Below are 21,190 nucleotides of genomic sequence, written 5' to 3'. Positions count from 1 at the left end.
GCAACGGGGGTCTCATGAGTCAGGGCACCAACGTCGAGAGCGACGCGCTGCGCGCCTACGCGCGCGCCGCCGAGAGCGCGGCCGACCGGATCGCGAAGATCCGCGGCCGTACGGCCACCCTCGATCTGTCGGACGGCACCTTCGGGCAGCTCCCGGAGGCCAACAGCCTGCGCGCCGACTACATCGGCCAGAAGGACCAGTCCGGTACGGACCTGGAGGACAGCGCGGAGATGCTGCGCACCATCGCCGAGGCGGTGCGCGGGTCAGCGGAGAACTACGACGCCAACGAGGACGAGACGGCGCGCGGCTTCGGGAACGGCGCCTGATGGGCGCCGGACAAGCGGCGGGCAGCGCGCTCGACCGCGTCAACTACGTCCTGGACTGGAGCAACCCGCTCGCCGCCACCCTCGACGAGGTCATCAAGGGCATCCTCAAGCAGTGCGGCGCCGACGACTGGTTCGACTGGGTCACCGGCGACAGCGAGCTGCTGGAGAAGACCGCCCAGGAGTGGCGCGACGCGGCCCGCGACCTGCGGGACGTGGTGGCCGACCTGGTCGCCGAGCGCAAGTCCGTGGAGCGGGTGTGGGAGAGCGAGGCCGCGCAGGGCTTCGGCAAGACCATGACCGACTTCGAGCAGGCGCTGCTCGGCGAGGCCGACGACATGGACACCGTCGCCGAGCTGCTGGAGATGGCGGCTGCGGCCTGCGTCATCGCCGAGCAGGCGATGACGGACCTGCTGGTGGAGATCGTCGAGGCGCTGATGGTCACCGCCGCGACCACGGCGATCCTGTCGGTGCTCACGGCGGGCGCGGCGGCGGCGATCGGCCCGCTCGCGGGCGCGGCGAACGTGGCGTACCGGGCGGCCAAGGCGACCCGTATCGCGGCGAAGCTGGCCGACAAGCTCGCCGACATCGCCCGGCAGACGCGGGCCCTGGCCAAGCTCTCCCGGCTGCGCCGGTACCTGCGCGGGCTGGACCGGGCGAAAATCAAGGAGTGGAAGGGCGCGCGGAAGCGGATCGCCGGCAACCTCCTGCGCGGCGAACGGCCCGAGATATCCGACATCGCCCAGTACATGGCGTGGAAGCAGGGCAAGAAGATCACCAAGGGCGTGCTCGGCGTCGACATCGGCGGCGCCGTGACGGGCTCCGCCGCGGAGAACGGCCCCGGGCTCGCGGAAGAGGCGTACGAGTACGGCAGGCGCCCGCCGTCGCAGAGCTTCGACGAGCGCATGGGGCAGCATCCCGACCAGGCCAAGAAGTCCGTCCGGGAGGCGTTCGGGTGAGGATCGGCGAGGCACTCTGGTCCGGGCTCAAGGCATGGGTGGCGCCGCCCGACCGGCACGCGCTGCTCCGCGAGGCCAAGGCGCGGGCGGCGGCGCTGCTGCCGCCCGGCGAGACGGTGGTGGACGGGCACACCGTCGAGCCCGGTGAGCGGGTGCCGCAGCCGCCGAAGCCGTACCGGGTGGACGCGTTCGGCCTCCGGCCCAGGGCCACCGACCGGCTGCTGAACGGCGCGGAGCGGGTCGATCTGGCGCTGGACCGGATCAATCCCTTCAACGCGGCGATGGACGCCTGGGACCGGCGGGGCGAGGACCGCAGCGCGCAGTGGCACGGCGGCTGGGAGAGCGCCGCCGGGCGGCTGGCGGCGGCGCTGCGCCCGCGTACGGAGGAGAAGTACCTGTCGGTGATGCTGCTCACCGGGGGCGGCCTGCACGTGATGCGCGTCCGGCTCACCTCGGACGGCAAGAAGGTGGCGGACGCCGCCGAGCCCGCCTACGCCGTCGCCCGTCAGGACATCGCCTGGCTGCGGGACCGCAAGGACGTACGGCACGGCACACACGAGATCGGCTTCGCCGACGGGTCGTGGGTGACGGTGTTCCTCCCCCTCGGCGGCTGGGGCTCACTCGTGGAGGCGTTTTCGCACCGGCTGCGCCACACCGACCCGAGGCCCTGAGCGGCCCGGTCCGCCCGGCGGAGGCACGGTCCGGCCCGTCGCCGGGAGGCCGAGTGGCTCGCACCACAACGGCTCCGAAAGCCCCGCGCCATGCGGGACACCACCGCCGAATGGGTTAGGTTCGCAAGTCGAGGCGCCTTCCGGGCTGCCGGTGGCCCGTCGCCCACTGTCTGCTCCCGGCGCCCCGGTAACGGACCCTACCCGGGAGAAGAAGCCATGCAGGACCCGGAGGACTCACCGTCCTCAGCGTACGTGCCGGACGCGGCCGCCGTGGCCCCCAGCGCGAACGGCGGCCCGGACGGCAGCCGGGACGACAGCCCGGAGGACGACCGGCAGGCGGAGCTGGACCGGCTCCGCCGCGAGGTACGCGACCTGCGCGGCAAGCTCGTCGCGCATCCACTGGTCTCCCAGGCGCAGGGCATGCTCCAGGAGCGCTACCGGCTGCCGGACGCGGAGAGCGCGTTCGAGCTGATGAAGCGCTGTTCACAACAGCACAATCTGAAGCTGCGGGCCCTGGCGTCCGCCGTGGTGTCCGTGCCCCGCCCCGACGACGACCGGGGCCTGTGGTTCCCCGGCCGGTCCGGCCGGATGCCGCCGGCGCTGCGGTTCCTGCCCGGCCACCGGCCGGACAAGGTCAACCGCAGCACCGTCCTGAAGCAGGTGCTGCACCAGGCGCTGACGGTCACCGACACCACCATGGCCGACCTCCAGTCGCTGGAGCCGGCGATCGGGCTGCGGATGGAGCAGCACCGCGGCCTCAGCGAGGAGTTCCTGGACTACTTCGCCGTGGTCGAGGAGGGCACGCCCTGCTCCCTCGCCGCCCGGCGCCGGGTCCGCGTCCTCTCCGACGTCTCCACCGACCGGACGCTGAGCGAACCGGCCCGCGAGATGATCCTCGCGGTCGGCTCCCGCACCGTGCACAGCATCCCGATGCTCTCGGCCGCCGGCCGTACCGTCGGCGTGTACTCCCTCCACCTCCCCGGCCGGCACCAGGAACTCACGCGCGCGGAGGCCACCGCCCTGGACGGGATGGGCGCGGAGGCCGGCCGGTGGCTCGACTGGCACCAGCGCACCATCATGCTCGACGCCCTGGAAGAGCTGCACCGGCACGGCACGGTATTGCGGGGACGCCCGCGGCGACGGCCGACGGACTAGGACTGCCGTCCCGGCCCCACCGGCGGGCCGGCTCAGAGGCAGACCGCCCCGCCCTCCCCCGCGCCGTGTTCCACGAGCATCGCGCTCCACGCCGCCGCCGGGCTCATGTTGAGGACGACGGCCAGCCCGCCTTCGGGCAGCTCCCCGCGGTCCACGGCGGCGGCGAGGTTGAACAGGGCGTCATTGGGGCCGAGATGGCCGTTGTCGCGCAGATTGTCGGTGCATGCGGCGGAGAGCTTGACGTCCAGCGACTCGGCGACGATCCGGTGCGCGGCGGTGGACAGGTTCTGTCCCACGTAACAGGAGACCGCGTCCCGGTCCAGGCCGTTGCGCTCCAGCAGCCGGCCGGTCAGCGCCGCGATCCGCTTCCTGGACTCCACCGCGAGCCGGAACGCGTACGTGGGCACGTCGGTGCATTCCTCGCGCCACTGCTCCGGCGCCCGGCCCCGGTAGTCGACGTGGAACAGGTCCCAGTACGTGCCGCTGGTCTCCAGCAGGATGTCGCGGACGCGCAGCGGACCGTCCCGGGAGACCAGGACGGCCTGGCCGCTGTCGCCGTTGACGGTCACCGGGTGCCGGTAGCGGCGCGCGGTGACCGGTTTGCTGCCGTGCGCGACCAGTATGTGCGCCGCGGACGGTTCGGTGGCGAGCCGCCCGGCCGCGGCGAGCAGGGCGGGCACCACGGAGGCGCAGCCCAGGCCGCCCACCGAGAACGCCCACGCCCGGTCGGCGCCGAGGAGCCGTTGCAGCCGGGTCGCCTCGGAGGTGGAGAACGTCTCCGGCGCCCGGGACTCGATCAGGACCAGTCCGTCCAGCCGTTCCGGCCCGAGCCCAGCCGCGGCGAGCGCCTGCCGCCCGGCACGGGTCGCGAGGTCCACCGCGGACAGGTCCGGGCCGACGGCCACCGTATCGATGCCGAGGGCCAGACAGGACGCCCGTTCCGCGGCGCCCAGTTCGGCCAGCTCCGGCAGGTCCGCCACGGCGGTACGCCCCGGCAGATGAGTGGCCACGACGCGCAACGCAACGCTCATTCCACGATCCCCGCTTCCAACTGCTCGATCTGCCGCTGACTCAACGCGACCAGCGGAAAGTCGGACGGCACATGCCCGCCCGCACCGGGCCGCTCGGCGTACGCCACCAGCCCGGTCAGCAGGGCGGCCCAGTCCTGGCACAGGGCGCGGGCCGCGTTCTCGTCGAGCAGGTGGCGGGAGCTCGTGACGGAGAGGTGCAGTTCGGGTCCGGCCGGGCCGTCGATGACCGTGCCGGATGTCTCCAGCGCGTGGCCGAGGGTGGTGTGTTCCGCGATCTCGCCGCCCAGTTCGAGCAGCCGCCAGCCGCTGTCCGGGGTGGTTTCCCCGCCGAGGAGTCCGCCCAGGTAGTTGAAGCCGATCGACGGGGTGGCCAGCCCGGCCAGGGCGCTGCCGGTTTCGGGGGCGAGGTAGCGCAGGGCTCCGTGGCCCAGGCCGTTGCCGGGGATGACGCCGAGTTGTTCCTTGATCCGTTTGATGAGGTGTCCCGCGGCGGGTCCGCCGGTCCGTACCTCGGCCAGGTCGGTCGTGCCGGGGTCCAGCCGTACGGGGTAGACGCAGGTGAACCAGCCCACCGTGCGGGACAGGTCCATGTCCTCGGTGAGCGGTTCGCGGCCGTGGCCCTCCACGTCGATCAGCACCGGCCCGGCGCCGTCCCCGCGCGCCGCGCGCCATCCGGCCACCGCGGCGGCCAGCGTGGCGAGCAGGAGGTCGCCGGTCCCGGAGTAGAACGCCGCCGGGACGGTCGTCAGCAGCGCGGCGGTCACCGGAGCCGGCAGCGATACGGAAACGTGTCCGGCATGCGCGGGAGTGTCGCGCCCGGGGTCCAGGGGACGTCCGCCGGGCAGCGGCTCGCCGGGGGCCAACGTGCGCTCCCAAGCGGGGAGTTCGGCCTGCCACTGCGGAGTTTCCGCGAGTGACGCCAGGGTCCGCGCCCACTGCCCGAAGGAGGTCGGCACGGGCGGGAGGCTTACGGGTTCGCCCGCGGCCAGCGCCTCGTACGCCGTTTCCAGGTCGGACAGTATGGCCTTCCAGGACAGCACGTCGACCACGAGGTGGTGGACGGCGAGCAGCAGACGGCCTTCCTCGGACGTCCCGCGGTCCAGCAGGACGAGCTGCGCGGTGATCCCGGCGCGGGGATCGAGCCGCCCGGCCGCGGCCCGGCCCTCCCGTTCGAGGAGACCGGCCAGCTCCCGCGGATCGAGGTCTGCCGCGTCCACCCGGCGAACGTGGGGACCCGCGCCGTCCGCGTCGGCTCCCGGCACCGTCAGCGCCCAGGTGGCCGGGTCGGTGCCCTCCTCCCCCGCCAGGCGGGCCCGGAGCATCGCGTGGTGGGCCCGTACCGCCCGGAAAGCAGCGTCCAGTACGGCGGGGTCCGTTCCGGCGGGGACGGCCACGGTCACGGTCTGCGCGAACAGCCCCGGCATCCCCGCCCGTTCGGCGAACTCCCGCATCACCGGCGTGAGCGGCACACGCTGGTCCGTCCCCTCGTCCGCCTCGGTGCGCGGCGGTGCGGCCGCGGCCGTGGCCACCGCCGCGATCGCCGCGGCCGTCCGGTGTTCGAAGACATCGCGCTGCGAGATCATCACTCCGGCGCGGCGGGCGCGGGCCACCAGCTGGATGGACATCACCGAGTCCCCGCCGATGACGAAGAAGTCGTCGTCGGGCCGGACCGTGGCCACGCCCACCAGGTCGGCGAACAGCTTCCGCAGGACCGGCTCGGCGTCGGGCGGCGATTCGGGCGGCTCAACGGAGGCAGGCGGCTCAAGTGCCGGGTGCAGCACCGGACGCGCTTCCGGCTGCGCCCCTTCCGCCCCCAGCTCCCCCAGCGTCCGCCCCGGCTCCGCCATCGCCGCCGCGACCAGTTCGGGGAACCACCGTACGAGGCGGTCGGCGGTGGCCCGGTCGAAGAGGGCCGTCGCGTAGTCGAGTTCGCCGATCATGGGGCCGGTCCCGGCGTCCACGATGCCGAAGGACAGGTCGAACTTCGCGGTGCCGGGCACCACACCGCCGATGTCGGTGTCCGCGTACCGGGTGATCTCCACTCCGGCCAGGCCGCCTTCGTACTGCGGCACGTTCTGGTAGGTGTACGTCACGTCGTACAGCGGGTGCCGGGCGAGGTCGCGCCGGGCGCCTGCCGCCGAGACGATCTGGCTGACCGGGATCTCCTCGTGGTCCAGGACGCCCGCGACGGTGCCGGCGCACCGCCGGACCAGTTCGTCGAACGTCAGGTCCGCGGTGGTGTCGGTACGGAACGGCGGGAGGTTGTTGAAGTAGCCCAGGACATCCTGGATGTCGGGGTGGACGCGCCCGGAGGTGGCGACGCCGATGACGATGTCGCGGTGCCCGGACCACCGGTGCACCAGCGCGTCGAGCACGGCGAGCATGGTGACGAAGGTCGTGACCCCGTGCCGGCGGCTGTACTCCCGTACCCGCTCGGCGTTCTCCGCGTCGACGAGGAAGGGGAGCACTTCGCCGTCGTACGACTGGACGTCCGGGCGGGGGCGGTCCAGCGGCAGTTCGGGGCGGTCCAGACAGGTCAGCTCCGCGCGCCAGAAGTCCAGGCTGCGCCGCCAGCGCGCTCCGTCCGGCAGGGAGCGCTGCCAGGCGGCGTAGTCCTGGTACTGGACGGGCAGTTCGGGCAGGCGGGCCGGGGTGCCGGTGCTGCGGGCCCGGTAGAACTCGGCGAGGTCACGGGTGAACAGCGCGGTGGAGCCGCCGTCGAAGACGGTGTGGTGGAAGGTCAGGACGAGGACGTGGTCCGCCTCGGCCCGCTTGATGAGCAGCGCCCGCAGCAGGGTGTCGCGGGTGAGGTCGAAGGGCTGCGCGACGGCGTCCCGGATGAGGGTGCGGACGCGCGGACCGCGCTGTTCCCCGGGCATCCGGCTCACGTCCAGGACGGCGAGGAGCGGTTCGGGCGCGGTGAACGTCACGTACGGCGCGCTGTCGGCGTCGGTCAGGAAGGCGCTGCGCAGCACCTCGTGCCGGGCGGCCATGTCGGTCAGCGCGTCCTGGAGAGCGGCCGTGTCCAGCGGGCCGGTCAGGTGCAGGGGCGCGGGGACGTTGTAGAGCGGGCTGCCCGGGTTGACCTGGTCGAGGTACCACAGGGGTTCCTGGCCGAAGGACAGCGGCAGCGGGCCGTCGCGCCCGATCCGGGGTATCGGCAGGTCGTCCGGTCCCCCGGCGGCCCCGGCTTCCCCCGCTTCGGCGCTCAGTTCGTGCAGCCGCCGGGCGAGGGCGCGGACCGTGGTGTGGGCGTACAGGTCGGCGAAGGTCACCGGTACGCCGAAATCCTGCTGGAGGCGGCGCAGCAGGCCGACGCCGACGAGGGAGGTGCCGCCGAGCATGAAGTAGTCGGAGTCGGGCCCGGCGTCGGGCCGGTCGAGCAGGTCCGCCCAGACCGCGGCGACGCGCCGTTCGGTCTCCGCGAGGCCGGACGGCGCGGCGGCGGCCCCGGCCGGGCGGGAGGGGGCGGGCGGCTCGGTGCGGGGGCGGCCGAACGGGCAGCGGGTCGGCTCGAAGGGGTATGTCGGTGCCTCGATGCGCCGGATGCCGGTGCCCCGGTAGTGGCGCTCCCAGTCGAGGGCGGCACCGAGGGCGTAGAGGCGGCCGAGGGAGGCCAGGACCTCGGCGCGGGAGCCGTCGGCGGCGAGGTCCACGACGGTCAGGTCCGGGGCGAGGGCGCCGATCTCGCGCGCGAGAACACCCCCGCCGGCGAGCGCCACGAGCAGGGCTCCGTCGCGGGCCAGCCCCGCCGCCACCGGCTCCAGCCGCGCCCGGTCGGGTGCCGGGTCCGGCCGCTGCCCGGCGGCCTCGGCGACGGCTTCGGCGAGCGTGAGCCTGCCCCGTACGGCGCGGACGGCGAGGTTGCCCGCCCCGGAGCCGATCAGGCCGATGTCCGTGAGCCCCAGCGACTCGGCCACGTGGTGGAGGGCGTACTGCCGGACGACGGTGCGGCCCGCCGGGTCGGTGGTCGCGGCGTCGAGTTCCGCGCAGCCGGCCGGTACGGGGAAGTCCGCGCACAGCCGGGCCCAGGCCGCGTCGTCGAGGAGCGCGTCCCCGGAGAACAGCAGGACCGGCCGCGGCGCGTCGGGCGCGGGCGCCTCGGGGGCGGTGGCCGCGCGCAGCCGTACGGCCAGTTCGCCGATCGTCGTGGCGGTCACCGCCAGCCGGTACGGATGGTCGTCACGGCCCCGGTTGAGCGCGTGCGCGACGGCCCGCAGGGGCTGGCCGGTCTGCTCGGCGAAGGCAGCCAGGCGGGTGCGGTAGCGGTCCAGGGCGGTGGCCGAACGGGCCGAGACGGTGACCAGTTCGGCTCCCGGCGCGGCTGCCGGATCGGGGGCGGCGGGGGGTGCCTGTTCCAGTACGGCGTGCACGTTGGTGCCGGTCATGCCCCAGCTGCTCAGCCCGGCGCGGCGTACGGTCGGCGCGTCCGGCCAGGGGCGGGGCGCGTCGTTCACGTACACCGGGCCGGTGAAGTCGATCAGCGGGTTGGGGGCGGTGAAGTTGACGGCCGGGTAGTGGACGCCGTGCCGCAGCGCCGCCATGACCTTGAACAGCCCGGCGATGCCCGCCACGTTGCCGAGGTGCCCGATGTTGGCCTTGACCGAGCCGATCGCGCACTGCCGGGCGGTCACGCCCGCGGCGGTGAACGCCCGGCGCAGCGCGTCCACCTCGACCACGTCGCCGAGCGGGGTGCCGGAGCCGTGGCACTCGACGTAGCCGATGGTCTCCGCCCCGACCTCCCCGTCCCGCCATGCCTCGGCCAGCACGGCGGCCTGGGCCGTCTGGCTCGGCGCGGCCATGGTGGCGGCGCGGTAGCCGTTGTGGTTGACGGCGACACCCTTGAGGACGGCCCGTACGTTGTCGCCGTCGGCGAGCGCTTCGGACAGCAGTTTCAGTACGACGATGCCGCCGCCCTCCCCCGCGGTCATGCCGTTGGCGTCGGCGTCGAACGGGCGGCACCGCTCGTCGCTCGACTCCAGACCCGGCAGCGGTGTCCAGTCGGCCTTCCTGACCGGCGGGGGCAGCAGGTTGACGCCGCCGACGATGGCCAGCGGCGCCTCCCCGGTGCGCAGTTGCCGGACCGCGAGGTGCACCGCGGTCAGCCCGCTGCTGCACGCGGTGTCCACCACCAGGGCGGGTCCCTGGAGGTCGAAGAGGTAGCTGAGGCGGGCGGCGAGCGCGGCCGTGGACGTGCCGAGCAGCTGGACCACGTCCCGGTCGGTCTCCGCGACCCAATCGGGGCCGGTTTCCACGGCGGCGAGCAGGACCGAGGCGGCCGAGCCGCGCAGCGCGGCCGGGGCGTACCCGGCGGATTCGATGGCCTGGTGGGTGAGCTGGAGCAGTAATCGCTGGTGCGGGTCCATCAGTTCGGCCTCGCGCCGCGGGATGCCGAACAGCTCGTGGTCGAACAGGTCGATCCGGTCCAGGTATCCCATGGCGAGATAGCGTTCGCCGGGGTCGTCGCCGGGGTGCAGCCGGTCGCGTCCCGGCCTGCCGACGCTGTCGCGGCCCGCGCGCAGATTGTCGTGGAACGTCTCCAGGTCCGCCGCGTCGGGAAAGATCCCGGCAGCCCCGATGATCGCGACGTCACCCGTCCTCATGTGTCTTCTCCGATTCTCCGGGCGGTCAGGTCCGCGCTACAGCTCGTGGCTGAGGCCGTCGTCCACCGGGGCCGTCCCGCGGCGGTCGACGGTCTCGGCCATCGCCTCGATGGTCGAGTGCTCGAAGAACAGCGCGACCGGCAGGTTCCGGCCGCTGAGCCGGGCGAGTTCGCTGCGTACGGCCATCAGCTTCAGCGAGGTGCCGCCCGCGTCGAAGAACTTCTCCCGCATGCCGAACTCCGGGCGGCCGAGCACCTGGCACCAGATGTGGTGGACGGCGCGTTCGGTGGCGGTACGGGGGCCGCGGTCGGCCTGCGGGCGTACGCGGTCCGGGGCGGGCAGCGCGGCCCGGTCGGTCTTGCCGTTCGGGGTCAGCGGGAGCGCTTCGAGGGGCACGATCGCCGCCGGGACGAGGTGCCCCGGCAGGAACCGGGCCACGTGGTCGCGCAGCAGTTGCGGGTCCGCGTCGGCGCGCTCCGCCGGGACGACGTAGCCGATCAGCTGCCGGTCGCCGGTGCGGTCCACGCGGGCGGTCACCACAGCCCGGGCGACGGCCGGGTGCGCGGTGAGCACCGCCTCGATCTCACCCGGCTCGACCCGGAACCCGCGGATCTTGACCTGGTCGTCGGCCCGTCCCAGGAATTCCAGCCCGCCGTCGGCGTCCCACCGCACCAGGTCGCCGGTGCGGTACATGCGTCCGCCGTACGGGCAGGCCACGAACCGTTCCGCGGTCGCGGCGGGCCGGTTGACGTAGCCGCGGGCCAGGCCGGGACCGGTGGTGTAGAGCTCGCCGGTCACCCCGGCGGGGACCGGGCGCAGGGCGGCGTCGAGCACGTACGCGCGGACGTTGCCGACCGGGCGGCCGATCGGCGGCGGCCGGTCCCCGGGGCCGGTGTCCGGGGCGACGCGGGTGGCGGTGCTGATCACGGTGGCCTCGGTGGGGCCGTAGGTGTTCCACATCCGCGTACGCCCCGCCCACCGGCTCGCCAGGTCGGCGGGCAGCCGCTCGGCGCCCACGACCAGGTTCCGTATCCCGGGCAGGGCCGCCGGGTCGAGCATGGCGAGCAGGGACGGCACCATGCACACCGTGCTGACGCTGTACGAGCCGACCAGGCGGGCCAGCGCCTCGGGATCGGTGCGTTCCGGGCCGGTGGCGATGACCAGGGTGCCGCCGGCGGCCAGCGTGACCGCCACGTCCATCACGGCCGCGTCGAAGCTGAACGACGCGAACTGCAGCCCCACCACGCCTTCGCCCGCGCCGAGCACCGGCCGCAGCGCCATGGCGAGGTTGACCACGCCGCGGTGCGGGACGGCCACGCCCTTGGGCCGTCCCGTCGAACCGGACGTGTAGATCACGTACGCCAACTGGTCCAGGTTCACGACTTGCTGGCGCGGCGCCGCGGACTCACCGTCGATGACTTCCGCCACCGCGTCCAGCTCCACGACCGCCGGTCCGGGCGGGATACCGGCCGACGTGCCGGCCGTACCGAGGACGAGGGCCGCGCCGCTGTCGGCCACCATGTACGCGAGCCGCTCGGCGGGGTAGTCCGGGTCCAGCGGCACATACGCGCCGCCCGCCTTCCACACGGCCAGCATCGCCGCGATCATGTCCACCCCGCGCGGCAGGCACAGCCCGACCCGCGTCTCGGGTCCGACTCCCTTGCCGACCAGGTACCGCGCCAACCGGTCGGTCCGCGCGTCCAGTTCGGCGTACGGAACGGTGTCGGAGCCGCAGCGCAGCGCCACCGCGTCCGGGGTGCGGGCCGCCTGCGCCCGGAAGAGGTCCATGAACGTGCCGTCCGGCAGCGGGCGTTCGGTGTCGTTCCAGCCCATGACCAGCCGGTGGTGTTCGGTCTCGTCCAGTACGTCAAGGTCGCCGATCCGTCCGTACGGATCGTCCGCGACCTGCTCCAGCACGCGGACCAGGCGGTCCGCCACGGTCCGTACGGTGTCCGCGTCGAACAGGTCGGTGGCGTACTCCAGATGGCAGACCAGGCCCGCCGGAGCGCCGTCCGCGTCGTGATCCTCGCGCAGCAGAAGCGAAAGGTCGAAGCGGGTCGAGGAGATCGCGCACGGCTCGGGGGACGCGGTCAGCCCGGCGAAGGAGAGCGCGGTGTCCGGGGTGTTCTGGAAGGCGAAGCCGAGCTGGAACAGCGACTGCCGGGACAGCGACCGGTCGGGGTTCAGCACCTCCACCAGGCGGTCGAACGGCAGGTCCTGGTGGCTGTAGGCGGCGAGGTCGGCCTCGCGTACCCGGGCGGTCAGTTCGGCGAACGTGGGGTTGCCGCGTACGTCCGTGCGCAGCACCAGCGTGTTCAGGAAGCAGCCCACCAGGTCGTCCAGGGCTTCGTCGACCCGGCCCGCGACCGGCGCGCCGAACGGGATGTCGTCGCCCGCGCCCAGCCGGGAGAAGAGCACCGCCGACGCCGCCTGCGTCACCATCGACAGGGTCGCGCCGCACTCCCGGGCGACCTCCAGCAGGCGCCGGTGGGTGCGGGCCGGTGTGCGGACGGCCAGGGTCCGGCCGCGGTGGCTCGCGGTGGCCGGGCGCGGCCGGTCGGCGGGCAGGTCCAGCTCGTTCGGCAGGTCCGCGAGGGCCCCGGTCCAGTAGGCGAGCTGGCTGCCGAACAGGCTCGCCGGGTCCTCCTCGTCCGCCAGCAGCTCGCGCTGCCACAGCGTGAAGTCCGCGTACTGCACGGGCAGCGGCGGCCGGTCCGGGGCGTGTCCTTCGACGCGTGCCGTGTACGCGGCCGACAGGTCCCGGGCGAGGATGCCGAGCGACCAGCCGTCGGCGCAGATGTGGTGCAGCACCACGAGCAGTACGTGTTCGCCGGGCCCGGTCGCGAACAGGGTGACGCGCCACGGCGGGGCGGCCGTGAGGTCGAAGCCCCGGCCCGCTTCGGCGGCGAGCGCGTCCTGCAATCGCTGCTCGGGCACGTCCACAGTCGGCAGGCGTACGTCGGCCTCCGCCAGGATCTCCTGGTACGGGGCGCCGTCCGCCTCCCCGTAGACCGTGCGCAGCGTCTCGTGCCGTACGGCCGTGTCACGCCAGGCGGCCTCCAGCGCGGCCCGGTCCAGTGTGCCGCACAGCCGCAGGCACAGCGTGATGTTGTTGACGCTGTCCGGGCCCTCCAGCCGGTCGAGGAACCACATCCGCTGCTGGGCGGAGGACATGGGCAGCGGGGTGGGCCGCACGGCGGGGGTCACCGCCGGGCGCGCCGCGCCGAGCCGGTCCAGGCGCCGGACGAGCCGGGCCGGGGTCGGATGCTCGAACAGCATGCGGTTGGAGACTTCGACGCCCAGTACGGTACGGATGCGGCTCGCGAGCCGGGTGGCCAGCAGCGAGTCGCCGCCGAGCGTGACGAAGCTGTCGTCCGGGCGGACCCTGGGCGCCTTGAGCACCTGGGCGAACAGGGAGCACAGGAGGTCCTCCTGCGGCGTGCCCGCCCGGCCGTCGGCGGCCTCGGGCGCCGGGTCCGGCGCGGGCAGGGCCGCCCGGTCGACCTTGCCGTTCCGGGTCAGCGGGAGCCGTTCCAGGACGACGGTCGCGGCGGGCCGCAGATACTCCGGCAGGTGGGCGGCCGCGAACCGCCGGACGGCGTCGGCGACCGGGGCGCCGGGGCGCGCGGGGACGACGTAGGCAACCAGCCGCTTGTGCCCGGGGGTGTCCTCCCGTACGGCGACCGTCGCCTGGGCGGCCTCCGGGCAGCGGGCCAGGACGGCGGCCGTCTCGTCCGGCTCGACGCGGTAGCCGCGGATCTTGACCTGGTCGTCGGTGCGGCCGAGGAACTCCAGGTGCCCGTCGGCGTTCCAGCGCACGAGGTCGCCGGTGCGGTACATGCGCCCGCCGTAAGGGCAGGCGACGAACCGATCGGCGGTGAGTGCAGGCCGGTGCAGATAGCCACGTGCGACGCCGGACCCGGCCACGTACAGCTCGCCCGGGACGCCGGCCGGTGCGGGCCGCAGCCCGCCGTCCAGGACGTACAGGCGGACGCCGGAGCGCGGGCCGCCCAGCGGCAGGGGCTCCGGCACGGGGGCGCCCGGCCGGAGCCGGTGGACGGTCGCGCACAGGGTGGTCTCGGTGGGACCGTACAGGTGGCGGATCTCCACGTCCGGGCAGACGCGGGCGACGCGGGCCACGGCCTCGGCGGGCACCACGTCGCCGCCGGTCAGGACGTGCCGCAGACCGGCCAGGCACTCCGGGGTCTCCTGGGCCAGCACCCGGAACAGACCGGCCGTCAGGTGGACCGCCGTCAGGCCCGCGTCGGCGACCAGGCCCGTCAGCAGGTCGGAGTCGGCGACGCCGGCGGGGGCCACGACGACGCAGCCGCCGTTCAGCAGCGGCACCCAGATCTCCAGGAAGGAGGCGTCGAAGGTGTGCGGGGCGTGGAAGAGCATCCGGCCGGTGGCGCAGTCGCCCCAGCAGGGGTCCGCCGCCAGCGACGCGACGCCGCCGTGGGTCGCCGTCACGCCCTTGGGCTCCCCGGTGGACCCGGAGGTGTGGAGCACGGAGAACGCCGAGTCCGCCGTCACCCGTGCCGGTACGGGCCCCGTGCCGCCCGTACCGGCGAGGGCGTCCGCCAGGTCGGCCCCGGTCACCTCGAAGGCCGCCGCCGCGTTGCCGGTCATCAGGCCGGTACGCCCCGGCGGGCCGGCCGGGTCCACGGGCACGTACGCCGCCCCCGCCTTGACGACGCCGAGCAGCACGGCCACCAGCTCCGGGGACCGGGGCAGCCGCACCGTCACCCGGTCCCCCTCCCCCACCCCGCGAGCCCTCAGGAATCGCGCGACGGCATCCGCCCGCCGGTCCAGCTCGCCGTACGTCAGCTCCGCGCCTCCGCCGACGACGGCCGCCCGGTCCCGGCACCGCGCCACCACCCGCGCGAAGGCGCCGGTCACCGTCTCCCCCGTCACGCCGGGCGGGCCGACGTTGACCCCCGTCGTCAGCCGCTCGCGCTCGCCGGCCAGCAGCGCGTCGATCTGCGCGGGCCGCACCGAGGTGTCGTCCGCGAGCTGTTCCAGCACCCGCAGCAGGCGGGCCGCCACCGCCTCGGCCGCGTCCCGGGCGAAGAGGTCCGGCCGGTAGGTGAGCCGGAAGTCGCCGGGCAGCGCGTTCAGGACGAGGGGGTAGTGGGCCGCGGACCGCCCGGTGACCGCGCCGAGCCGCACCCCGTGGCCGAGGTCGCCGGACGGCATCTCCTGTGGGAGGTTCTGGTAGACCACCAGCGTGTCGAACAGTTCCCGGGTGCCGGTGAGATGGTGCAGCTCCGACAGGCCGAGGTGCTCGTGCGGCAGCAGCGCGGCCTGCTCGGCGGACAGCCTGCGCAGGAAGTCCGCCAGCGGCTCCCGCTCGCCCCAACGCGCCCGTACCGGCAGCGTGTTGATGAACATCCCGACCATGTGCTCGATGCCCGGCACCTCCGGCGGGCGACCCGCGGCGGTCGTGCCGAATACCACGTCGTCGCGGCCGGTCAGCCTGCCGAGCAGGATGCCCCACGCGCCGCGGACCAGGGTGCTCACCGTCACGCCGAGGCGGCGCGCCTGCCGTTCCAGCCGGGCGGCCAGCGGCGCGGTGAGACCGACCGGGACCTCGGCCGGGTCCGTCGGCGCACGGGTCCCCTTGCCCGCCGCGACCAGCGTGGGCCGGACGCCCGCGAGCGCCTGCCGCCAGGCCGCGAGAGCGGCGGCCCGGTCCCGGGCGCCCAGCCAGGACATGTACGTGGCGTAGGGCGTCACCGGCGGCAGGCAGGCGGGGTCCCCGGCGTGCTCGTACAGCGTCATCCATTCGTCGAGCAGAATCGCGATGGACCAGCCGTCGCAGAGAATGTGATGCAGACCCAGCAGAACGCGGTGACGCCCACCGGCGAGCCGTAACACCGTGACCCGCAGCAGCGGCGATTCGGCGAGGTCGAACCGGCGCCGCCATTCCCGCTCCGTCACCTCCCGCAGAACGGAATCGCCCGCCGCACTCAAGTCGATTTCCGTCCAGGGGACCTCGGCCTCGCGCAGCACGAACTGTACGGTTTCCCCGGAATCCAGCGTACGGAATCCCGCGCGCAACGGCGGGTGCCGCCGTATCAGCCGCTGCAATGCGGAACGCAGCATTCCCAGGTCGAGCGGCCCTTCGAAATCCAGGGCCGTCTGACTGCGGTAGATGTCGGTGGCCCCCGGGTCATAACCGGCATGGAAGAACATGCCCGTCTGCATGGCGGTCAGCGGCCAGATGTCAGCCAATTCCGGCTTTCCCATGCGCGCGGCCCCCGCTCCGCTCTGCGATCGCTCAGCACAACATCCCGGTCATGTTATCCAGCGCGGTGCGGCGAAAGGGGACGTCCAACTGGGCACTTTTCCGCGCCTAATTGAGGTGGACGGTTCAGCCGGCCGGCACCTGGGCGGCGCGGGCCCGCAGTGCCGCGAGGCCGCGGGCGATGCCCTCCTGTTCGTGGCTGCCGCGGCGTACGCAGGTCAGGACGCGGCGCAGCGGCCGGGGGTCGCCGTGTACGGGTACGCGTACCACGCCCGCGTGCGCCGCGCAGGAGACCAGGCGCGGGACGAGGCAGACGCCGAGGCCGTGGGCCACCATGTCGAGGACGGCGTGCCAGGCGTTCGCGTGGTGGGTCATCCGGGGCGCGAAGCCGGCGGCCGTGCACAGCGCCCGGGCCAGGTGATCCTGGTCGTGGTGGGCGGAGATCCAGTCCTCCCCGGCGGCGTCGGCCAGTTCGACGTGGTCGCGCCCGGCGAGGGGGTGACCCGACGGCACCGCGAGATCCTGCGCCTCGTCGAGCAGCGGCTGCTGGTCGAAGCGGGCATCGTCCGACGACGGGCTGCCGGACAGCGGGGTCACCACGGCGATGTCCAGTTCCCCGGACAGGAGTTGCCGGTAGCACCGGTCGGTCTCGGTCTCGGTGAGCAGCGCCCGGACCGGGCGGGGTTCGCGCAGCAGCGCCTGTGCCGCGGGCGCCAGCAGGGGGCCCACGCTGGTGGCGAATCCGCCGACGCGCAGGGTGCGGTACGGACTGGCGTCGTGCCGGCTGAGATCCGCGCGCACCCGCTCCCACTGCGCGGTCAGCGCGTCGGCGTGGCTCAGCAGCACGTGCCCGGCCTCGGTGAGGCGCAGCCGGCGCCCGTCCCGCTCCAGCAGGTCCGCGCCCACCTGCCGGGCCAGTTGGCGCAGTTGCTCGGAGACCGCGGACGGCGACAGGTGCAGGGCCCGTGCCGTGGCCGTCACCGTCCCCTGGGCATGCAGCACGCGCAGCGTCTGGAGCAGCCGCAGATCGATCATGCGGTGATTCAACACGATGCCGTGCGAAATTCTGCGATGGACCCGCACGATCGCCGGACGCACGCTGGGTTCATGGCGTCACAGCGAAGCAGTGCCGGGACGGACGCGGGCCATGTGCCGGCGGAGACGGGAGCTACCGCCGGGCCGGACCCGACGGCCGTACGACCGCGGCGGCCGGGCCCGCCCGCGCCGGTGTTCGTGCTGCGCAGCGTGGTGTGCGTGCAGCTCGGCCAGGCCCTCGGCAAAGGGCTGATAGACGATGTCGGCGGACCGTGGGGCGTGGTGGCGCTGCGGTTGGCCCTCGCCGCCGTGGTCCTCCTCCTGTGGCGGCGCCCCCGGCTGCCCGCCGCACGCGGAGACCGGCTGCTGGTCCTCGCCTTCGGTACGTCGATCGCCGGTATGAACCTGGTCTACTCGGCGATGGCGTACCTGCCGCTGGGAGTCGCCGTGACCCTGCAACTGCTGGGTCCTCTGGCGATCGCGCTCGGGTCCGTACGGCGGTGGCGCGACGCCCTGTGGGGCGTACTGGCGGTGGCCGGCGTCCTGCTGTTCGCGGCCCCGGGTGCGGCCGGTTCCCTGCCCGCGGCCGGTCTGGCCTACGCGCTGGCGTCCGCCGCGGCCATGGGGAGCTATCTCCTGCTGAGCCGCCGGGCGGGCGCCCGCTCGCACGGCGCCGGGCCGCTGGCCCTCGCGGTGGCGTGGGCGGCCGTGCTCACCGTTCCGTACGGCCTGGTGGAGAGCGGCGCGGCACGGCTGACCGGGCCGTCGACGCTTGCCATGGCGCTGGGGGTCGCCCTCCTCTCGGCGGTGGTCCCGTACTCCCTGGAGTTCACGGCGCTGCGCCGGCTGCCGGTGCGGGTGGTCGGTGTGCTGCAGAGTCTGGAGCCGGTCGTGGCGGGCCTGGCCGGGCTGCTGCTCCTGCGGGAGTGGCTGACGGCGGTGCAGTGGGCGGCGATCGGGTGCATCGCCGCCGCTTCGGCCGGCGTGGTCGCCACCGGGCAGCGCCCGGAGCCGTCCTGAACGGGCTCTCCTGTATGGGCCGTCCCGAAACGGGCCTGCCTGTACGGGAGTCGGCCCCCCTCTCCTCACCGGGCTCTCGCGGGCGCCACCGTGACGCCGTAAAGCCGGATCTTGCGGTAGATGGTGGCCCGCGAGATGCCCAACTGCCGGGCCGCCGCTTCGCGGTTGCCCGCGGTGTCGTGCAGGGCCCGGACGATCGTGTCGCGTTCGGCGGCTTCCCAGGGGGTGAGGGTGCGGCGGCAGGTGCTGTGGCACTCGGGTGCGAGGTCGTGCGGCTGGAGGTCGGCCTGGCGGCGCCCGCGTGCCGCCTGCTGGAGCACCTGGCTCAGGTGCCGTACGTTGCCGGGCCAGTCGAAGCGGGTGAGGACCTGGAGCGCCGCCGGAGTGCAGGACACGGTGCCGCCGCGGCCGTGCCGGGCCAGCAGCGCGGGGACGAGTTCGCGGATGTCCTCGGGGCGGTAGCGCAGCGGCGCCACCGCCACCGTGCACGGGAAGACGGCGCTGTCCAGCGCCGGGGGCACCGGGCCCGCGGGCGCGGCGGGAGCAACCGGGCCCGGTCCGGGGACGGTGTGGAGGCCGACCACCCAGGGACCGGCGCCCCGGTTGCGGCGGGCCCCGACGAGCAGCGCTTCCAGCCGGTGTGTCAGCTCCCGGCCGGCCAGTTCCAGGTGCCGGAGCACCACCGTGCCGTCCTCGTCGCGCAGGGCTTCCTCGGTACGGGCCAGCACATGCGGGGTGCGCTGGGTGGTAGCCAGGTCCAGGACACGCAGGGCGGCCCCGGGCCGTACCCAGTGGTGGGCCGCGCGCACCAGCGCCAGTTTGCCGACGCCCGCCTCGCCCACCACCCGGGTGGGCAGCCGCTGCCGGCAGGCGGACGCGACGTCCCGGCTCGCGGAACGCCAGGACGGCGAGCTGCCCGCCAGGCCCGGCAGCAGTGCCGGGAGCGCCGCCGGGGGCCGGTGTGCCGGGGCCTGCGGGGCGGACGTCCGTCCCGGTGCGGCGGTGGCGGTACGGGCCTCCGGCATCGTCACACCGGCCAGGCAGCCGACCGGCCGGTCCGGCGGCCCGATCAGGGTGCAGCGGGCCCGTACGTCGGGACCGGAGGCCAGCCGCAGCGACGCGTCGACGCGCTGCCTGCGGCTGCCCGGCGGCGCGGCCAGCAGGTCGGCGGCCAGCGCGCCCAACTGGCGCAGGTCCTGCGGCTCCAGGAGACTGACCGCGTCGGTGTTGGCCGTCCGCAGGGTGGGGGTCACGAGGACCACCGGGCCGCTGGTGCGGCGCACGGCGGCGAGGAAGGCGTCCAGGGCCGCGCGTTCACCGCCGGAGTAGCGGTCGAGCAGCCGCTCCTCGATGTCGGCGGCGGCCCGCCGTACCACCGCGGCCATCAGCGGCGAGGCGTCCTGCCGCAGACAGGTCAGGTTGACCACGCCTTCCTGGCGCCCGGTGAGCGGGTTGCGTACGGGAATGCCGGCGCACGCGGCGCGCTGGAGCGGTTCGGCGAAGTGCTCGGGGCCGAAGACGGTGCTCAGGCGCCGTTCGGCCAGCGCGGTGCCGATCCCGTTGGTGCCGACGGCCTCTTCGGCGTAGCTGAAACCCGGTGCCAGGTGCACCCGGTCCATCAGGCGGACCACGGCCGGGTCGCCGCCCCGGCAGGTCAGGACGCGGGCCGCGGCGTCGGCGAGGACCACACTGGCCGTGCAGTCCGCGAGGAGTTCCCCGACGCGGTCGAGCACCGGTGCCGCAGCGGCCAGCAGGCGGCTGTCCCAGTCGATGTGCTGTTCCAGGTGCGGTACGTGCAGCCGGTCGGCGTCGACGGCGTGCCGGCGGCATCGCTCCCAGGAGCTGAGGATGCGGTCCCTGGTCTGCGGGTGCGGAACGCCGGACGCGGCGGCGGCCGTGCCGCGTCTTTGCGGTCCGCGCGGCGTCGCCGTTTCCCGGGCGCCGCTCAGCGCCCGCTCGCGTGCCCGCATGACCGCCCGATCGGAAGCGTCCCGGAAATCCATGGTGGCAGTCATGCCCCGGGGGCCCGGACCGCGATCCCCGCCGCCGCGCCCAATCGCGCCGCGACGCTCACGGCCGTGTCACGACAGGCCGAAGGGCCGCTCAGCAAAGGGCGGTTGGCGCCGTACCGTCTCAGAGTGAGACATCACGGCCACCGGGGGCGTGCTGTACTTCTGAGCGCGGTCCGGCGACTCCGGGCGCCGCGGACGACCGCACCCGCACCCCACCCCCGCGCGAGGACCGCCCATGCCGCCCAGGACGCAGGAGCCGACCGTGACGCTGTGCTGCGACGGACGTCCGCTCACCCTCGACCCGAGCCGGCCCCTCGACCGGTACGCGCTCAGGATCACCGAAGCGAACCGATCCGCGCTGACCGAGCTGTTCGACGCGCTGGACATACTGGAGTATCTGATCGGCGAGATCCGGGACACCGCGCACGAGACGGTGGCGGGCGCCCACACCTGTCTCGCCCAGTCCCTGCACCGCGTGCAGGCCAGTCTGGTGACCGTGGAGGCGCTGGGCGACCTGACCCGCCATCTGCTGCCCGGGCTCGCGGCGCCGCAGGACGGCGGCGGCCGTAACTGAGCCGGGCCCGCCCGGGCGGCGGGCCCGCTGTCCGGCGTACGGCCCGTCAGTCCCGGCCGGAGCGCAGCTCGCTCCAGTCCAGCAGTTCGTCGGCCTCGCGCTCGGTCTCCTTGGCTACCTGGCGGACCTGGGCCAGGACATCGCCGTGCTTCTCGATGAGACTGTCGTAGATCGGCGGTCCTGCGGGCAGGCGGGCAGCGGTCATGTGGGGTCAGTCCTCGAACGGTTCAGCCGCACCGGCCCTCGCCCGCGGCGAGGGAGGATGCGGGATCTACAACGACGCCGGAACGCCGGGCGGACGGCGCTTCAGACGGCGAGGAGGGAGTCCTCCCGCACGCCCGTGCCGGGCAGCCGGTGCCTGGCCGCGACCAGTGCCGCATCAACGTCCTTCGTTCCGGTGGATATACACAGCGAGTAGGCGAGATCGTCCATCCGCCGCCGCAGCTCAGGACTGCCGTCCTGGGCACGCAGCACCCGCAGTGTCTCGTACTGATCGACGAGGTTACCCAACACCACCGGGTGCGCCAACAACATCCTCTTCTCCTCCCATCACACTCGTG

The 21,190-nt window shown here is 74.2% G+C and carries 13 protein-coding genes; 6 read left to right on the top strand and 7 right to left on the bottom strand.

Annotated features, from left to right (window positions below; translation table 11 throughout):
* The first annotated feature begins 14 nt into the window (after positions 1-14).
* The 4 genes from CP984_RS38080 to CP984_RS38065 all read left to right on the top strand — a co-directional run bounded on the left by CP984_RS38080 (position 15) and on the right by CP984_RS38065 (position 3,108).
* Positions 15-326, top strand: coding sequence for a hypothetical protein (locus CP984_RS38080; RefSeq protein WP_003981449.1), 312 nt, complete (start codon positions 15-17; stop codon positions 324-326).
* The gene (locus CP984_RS38075; protein WP_003981450.1) at positions 326-1,282 is read left to right on the top strand and encodes a WXG100 family type VII secretion target; all 957 of its coding nucleotides are present in this window, start codon (positions 326-328) and stop codon (positions 1,280-1,282) included. Before CP984_RS38080 ends, CP984_RS38075 begins: the two co-directional genes overlap by 1 nt.
* Positions 1,279-1,953 (top strand): hypothetical protein, encoded by a 675-nt coding sequence (locus CP984_RS38070; protein ID WP_003981451.1) that lies wholly within the window; start codon positions 1,279-1,281, stop codon positions 1,951-1,953. The genes CP984_RS38075 and CP984_RS38070 overlap by 4 nt, the downstream gene beginning before the upstream one ends.
* Before the next feature lie 216 nt (positions 1,954-2,169).
* A complete protein-coding gene (locus CP984_RS38065) occupies positions 2,170-3,108 on the top strand; it encodes an ANTAR domain-containing protein (protein WP_003981452.1) in 939 nt (312 codons plus the stop codon).
* 32 nt (positions 3,109-3,140) lie between these two features.
* Here the strand turns inward: CP984_RS38065 and CP984_RS38060 are convergent, their stop codons facing one another.
* The 4 genes from CP984_RS38060 to CP984_RS38045 form a co-directional block, all read right to left on the bottom strand.
* Positions 3,141-4,139 carry a 3-oxoacyl-ACP synthase gene (locus CP984_RS38060; protein WP_030179244.1) on the bottom strand — a complete coding sequence of 333 codons (999 nt, stop codon included), beginning with the start codon at positions 4,137-4,139 and terminating at the stop codon, positions 3,141-3,143.
* Complete coding sequence (locus CP984_RS38055) at positions 4,136-9,742, bottom strand: condensation domain-containing protein (RefSeq protein ID WP_003981454.1); 5,607 nt, start codon at positions 9,740-9,742, stop codon at positions 4,136-4,138. Before CP984_RS38055 ends, CP984_RS38060 begins: the two co-directional genes overlap by 4 nt.
* Positions 9,743-9,778: 36 nt before the next feature.
* Entirely contained in the window at positions 9,779-15,976 is a 6,198-nt protein-coding gene (locus CP984_RS38050; RefSeq protein WP_003981455.1) for a non-ribosomal peptide synthetase, read from the bottom strand.
* 139 nt (positions 15,977-16,115) lie between these two features.
* Positions 16,116-17,024: a LysR family transcriptional regulator gene (locus tag CP984_RS38045; protein ID WP_003981456.1), complete on the bottom strand. Its 909-nt coding sequence runs from the start codon at positions 17,022-17,024 to the stop codon at positions 16,116-16,118.
* Between the two features lie 72 nt (positions 17,025-17,096).
* Between CP984_RS38045 and CP984_RS38040 the strand changes: the two genes are divergently transcribed.
* Positions 17,097-18,044 (top strand): EamA family transporter, encoded by a 948-nt coding sequence (locus CP984_RS38040; protein ID WP_100246542.1) that lies wholly within the window; start codon positions 17,097-17,099, stop codon positions 18,042-18,044.
* A gap of 65 nt (positions 18,045-18,109) precedes the next feature.
* On the opposite strand, the gene CP984_RS38035 is transcribed toward CP984_RS38040, so the two are convergent.
* Positions 18,110-20,014: a sigma-54-dependent Fis family transcriptional regulator gene (locus CP984_RS38035; protein WP_053806954.1), complete on the bottom strand. Its 1,905-nt coding sequence runs from the start codon at positions 20,012-20,014 to the stop codon at positions 18,110-18,112.
* Between the two features lie 277 nt (positions 20,015-20,291).
* On the opposite strand from CP984_RS38035, the gene CP984_RS38030 reads away from it, so the two are divergent.
* Entirely contained in the window at positions 20,292-20,630 is a 339-nt protein-coding gene (locus CP984_RS38030; protein ID WP_030417416.1) for a hypothetical protein, read from the top strand.
* 46 nt (positions 20,631-20,676) lie between these two features.
* Here the strand turns inward: CP984_RS38030 and CP984_RS41660 are convergent, their stop codons facing one another.
* Both CP984_RS41660 and CP984_RS38025 read right to left on the bottom strand, forming a co-directional pair.
* Complete coding sequence (locus CP984_RS41660) at positions 20,677-20,835, bottom strand: hypothetical protein (protein WP_003981460.1); 159 nt, start codon at positions 20,833-20,835, stop codon at positions 20,677-20,679.
* 101 nt (positions 20,836-20,936) lie between these two features.
* Positions 20,937-21,164, bottom strand: a complete 228-nt coding sequence (locus CP984_RS38025) for a DUF5133 domain-containing protein (protein ID WP_003981461.1) — start codon at positions 21,162-21,164, stop codon at positions 20,937-20,939.
* Between the last annotated feature and the right edge of the window lie 26 nt (positions 21,165-21,190).

It is taken from the genome of Streptomyces rimosus (genome assembly GCF_008704655.1).
Lineage (GTDB): Bacteria > Actinomycetota > Actinomycetes > Streptomycetales > Streptomycetaceae > Streptomyces > Streptomyces rimosus.
Note: the sequence above shows the minus strand (reverse complement) of the source record. Positions and strands in the feature narration are given on the sequence as shown.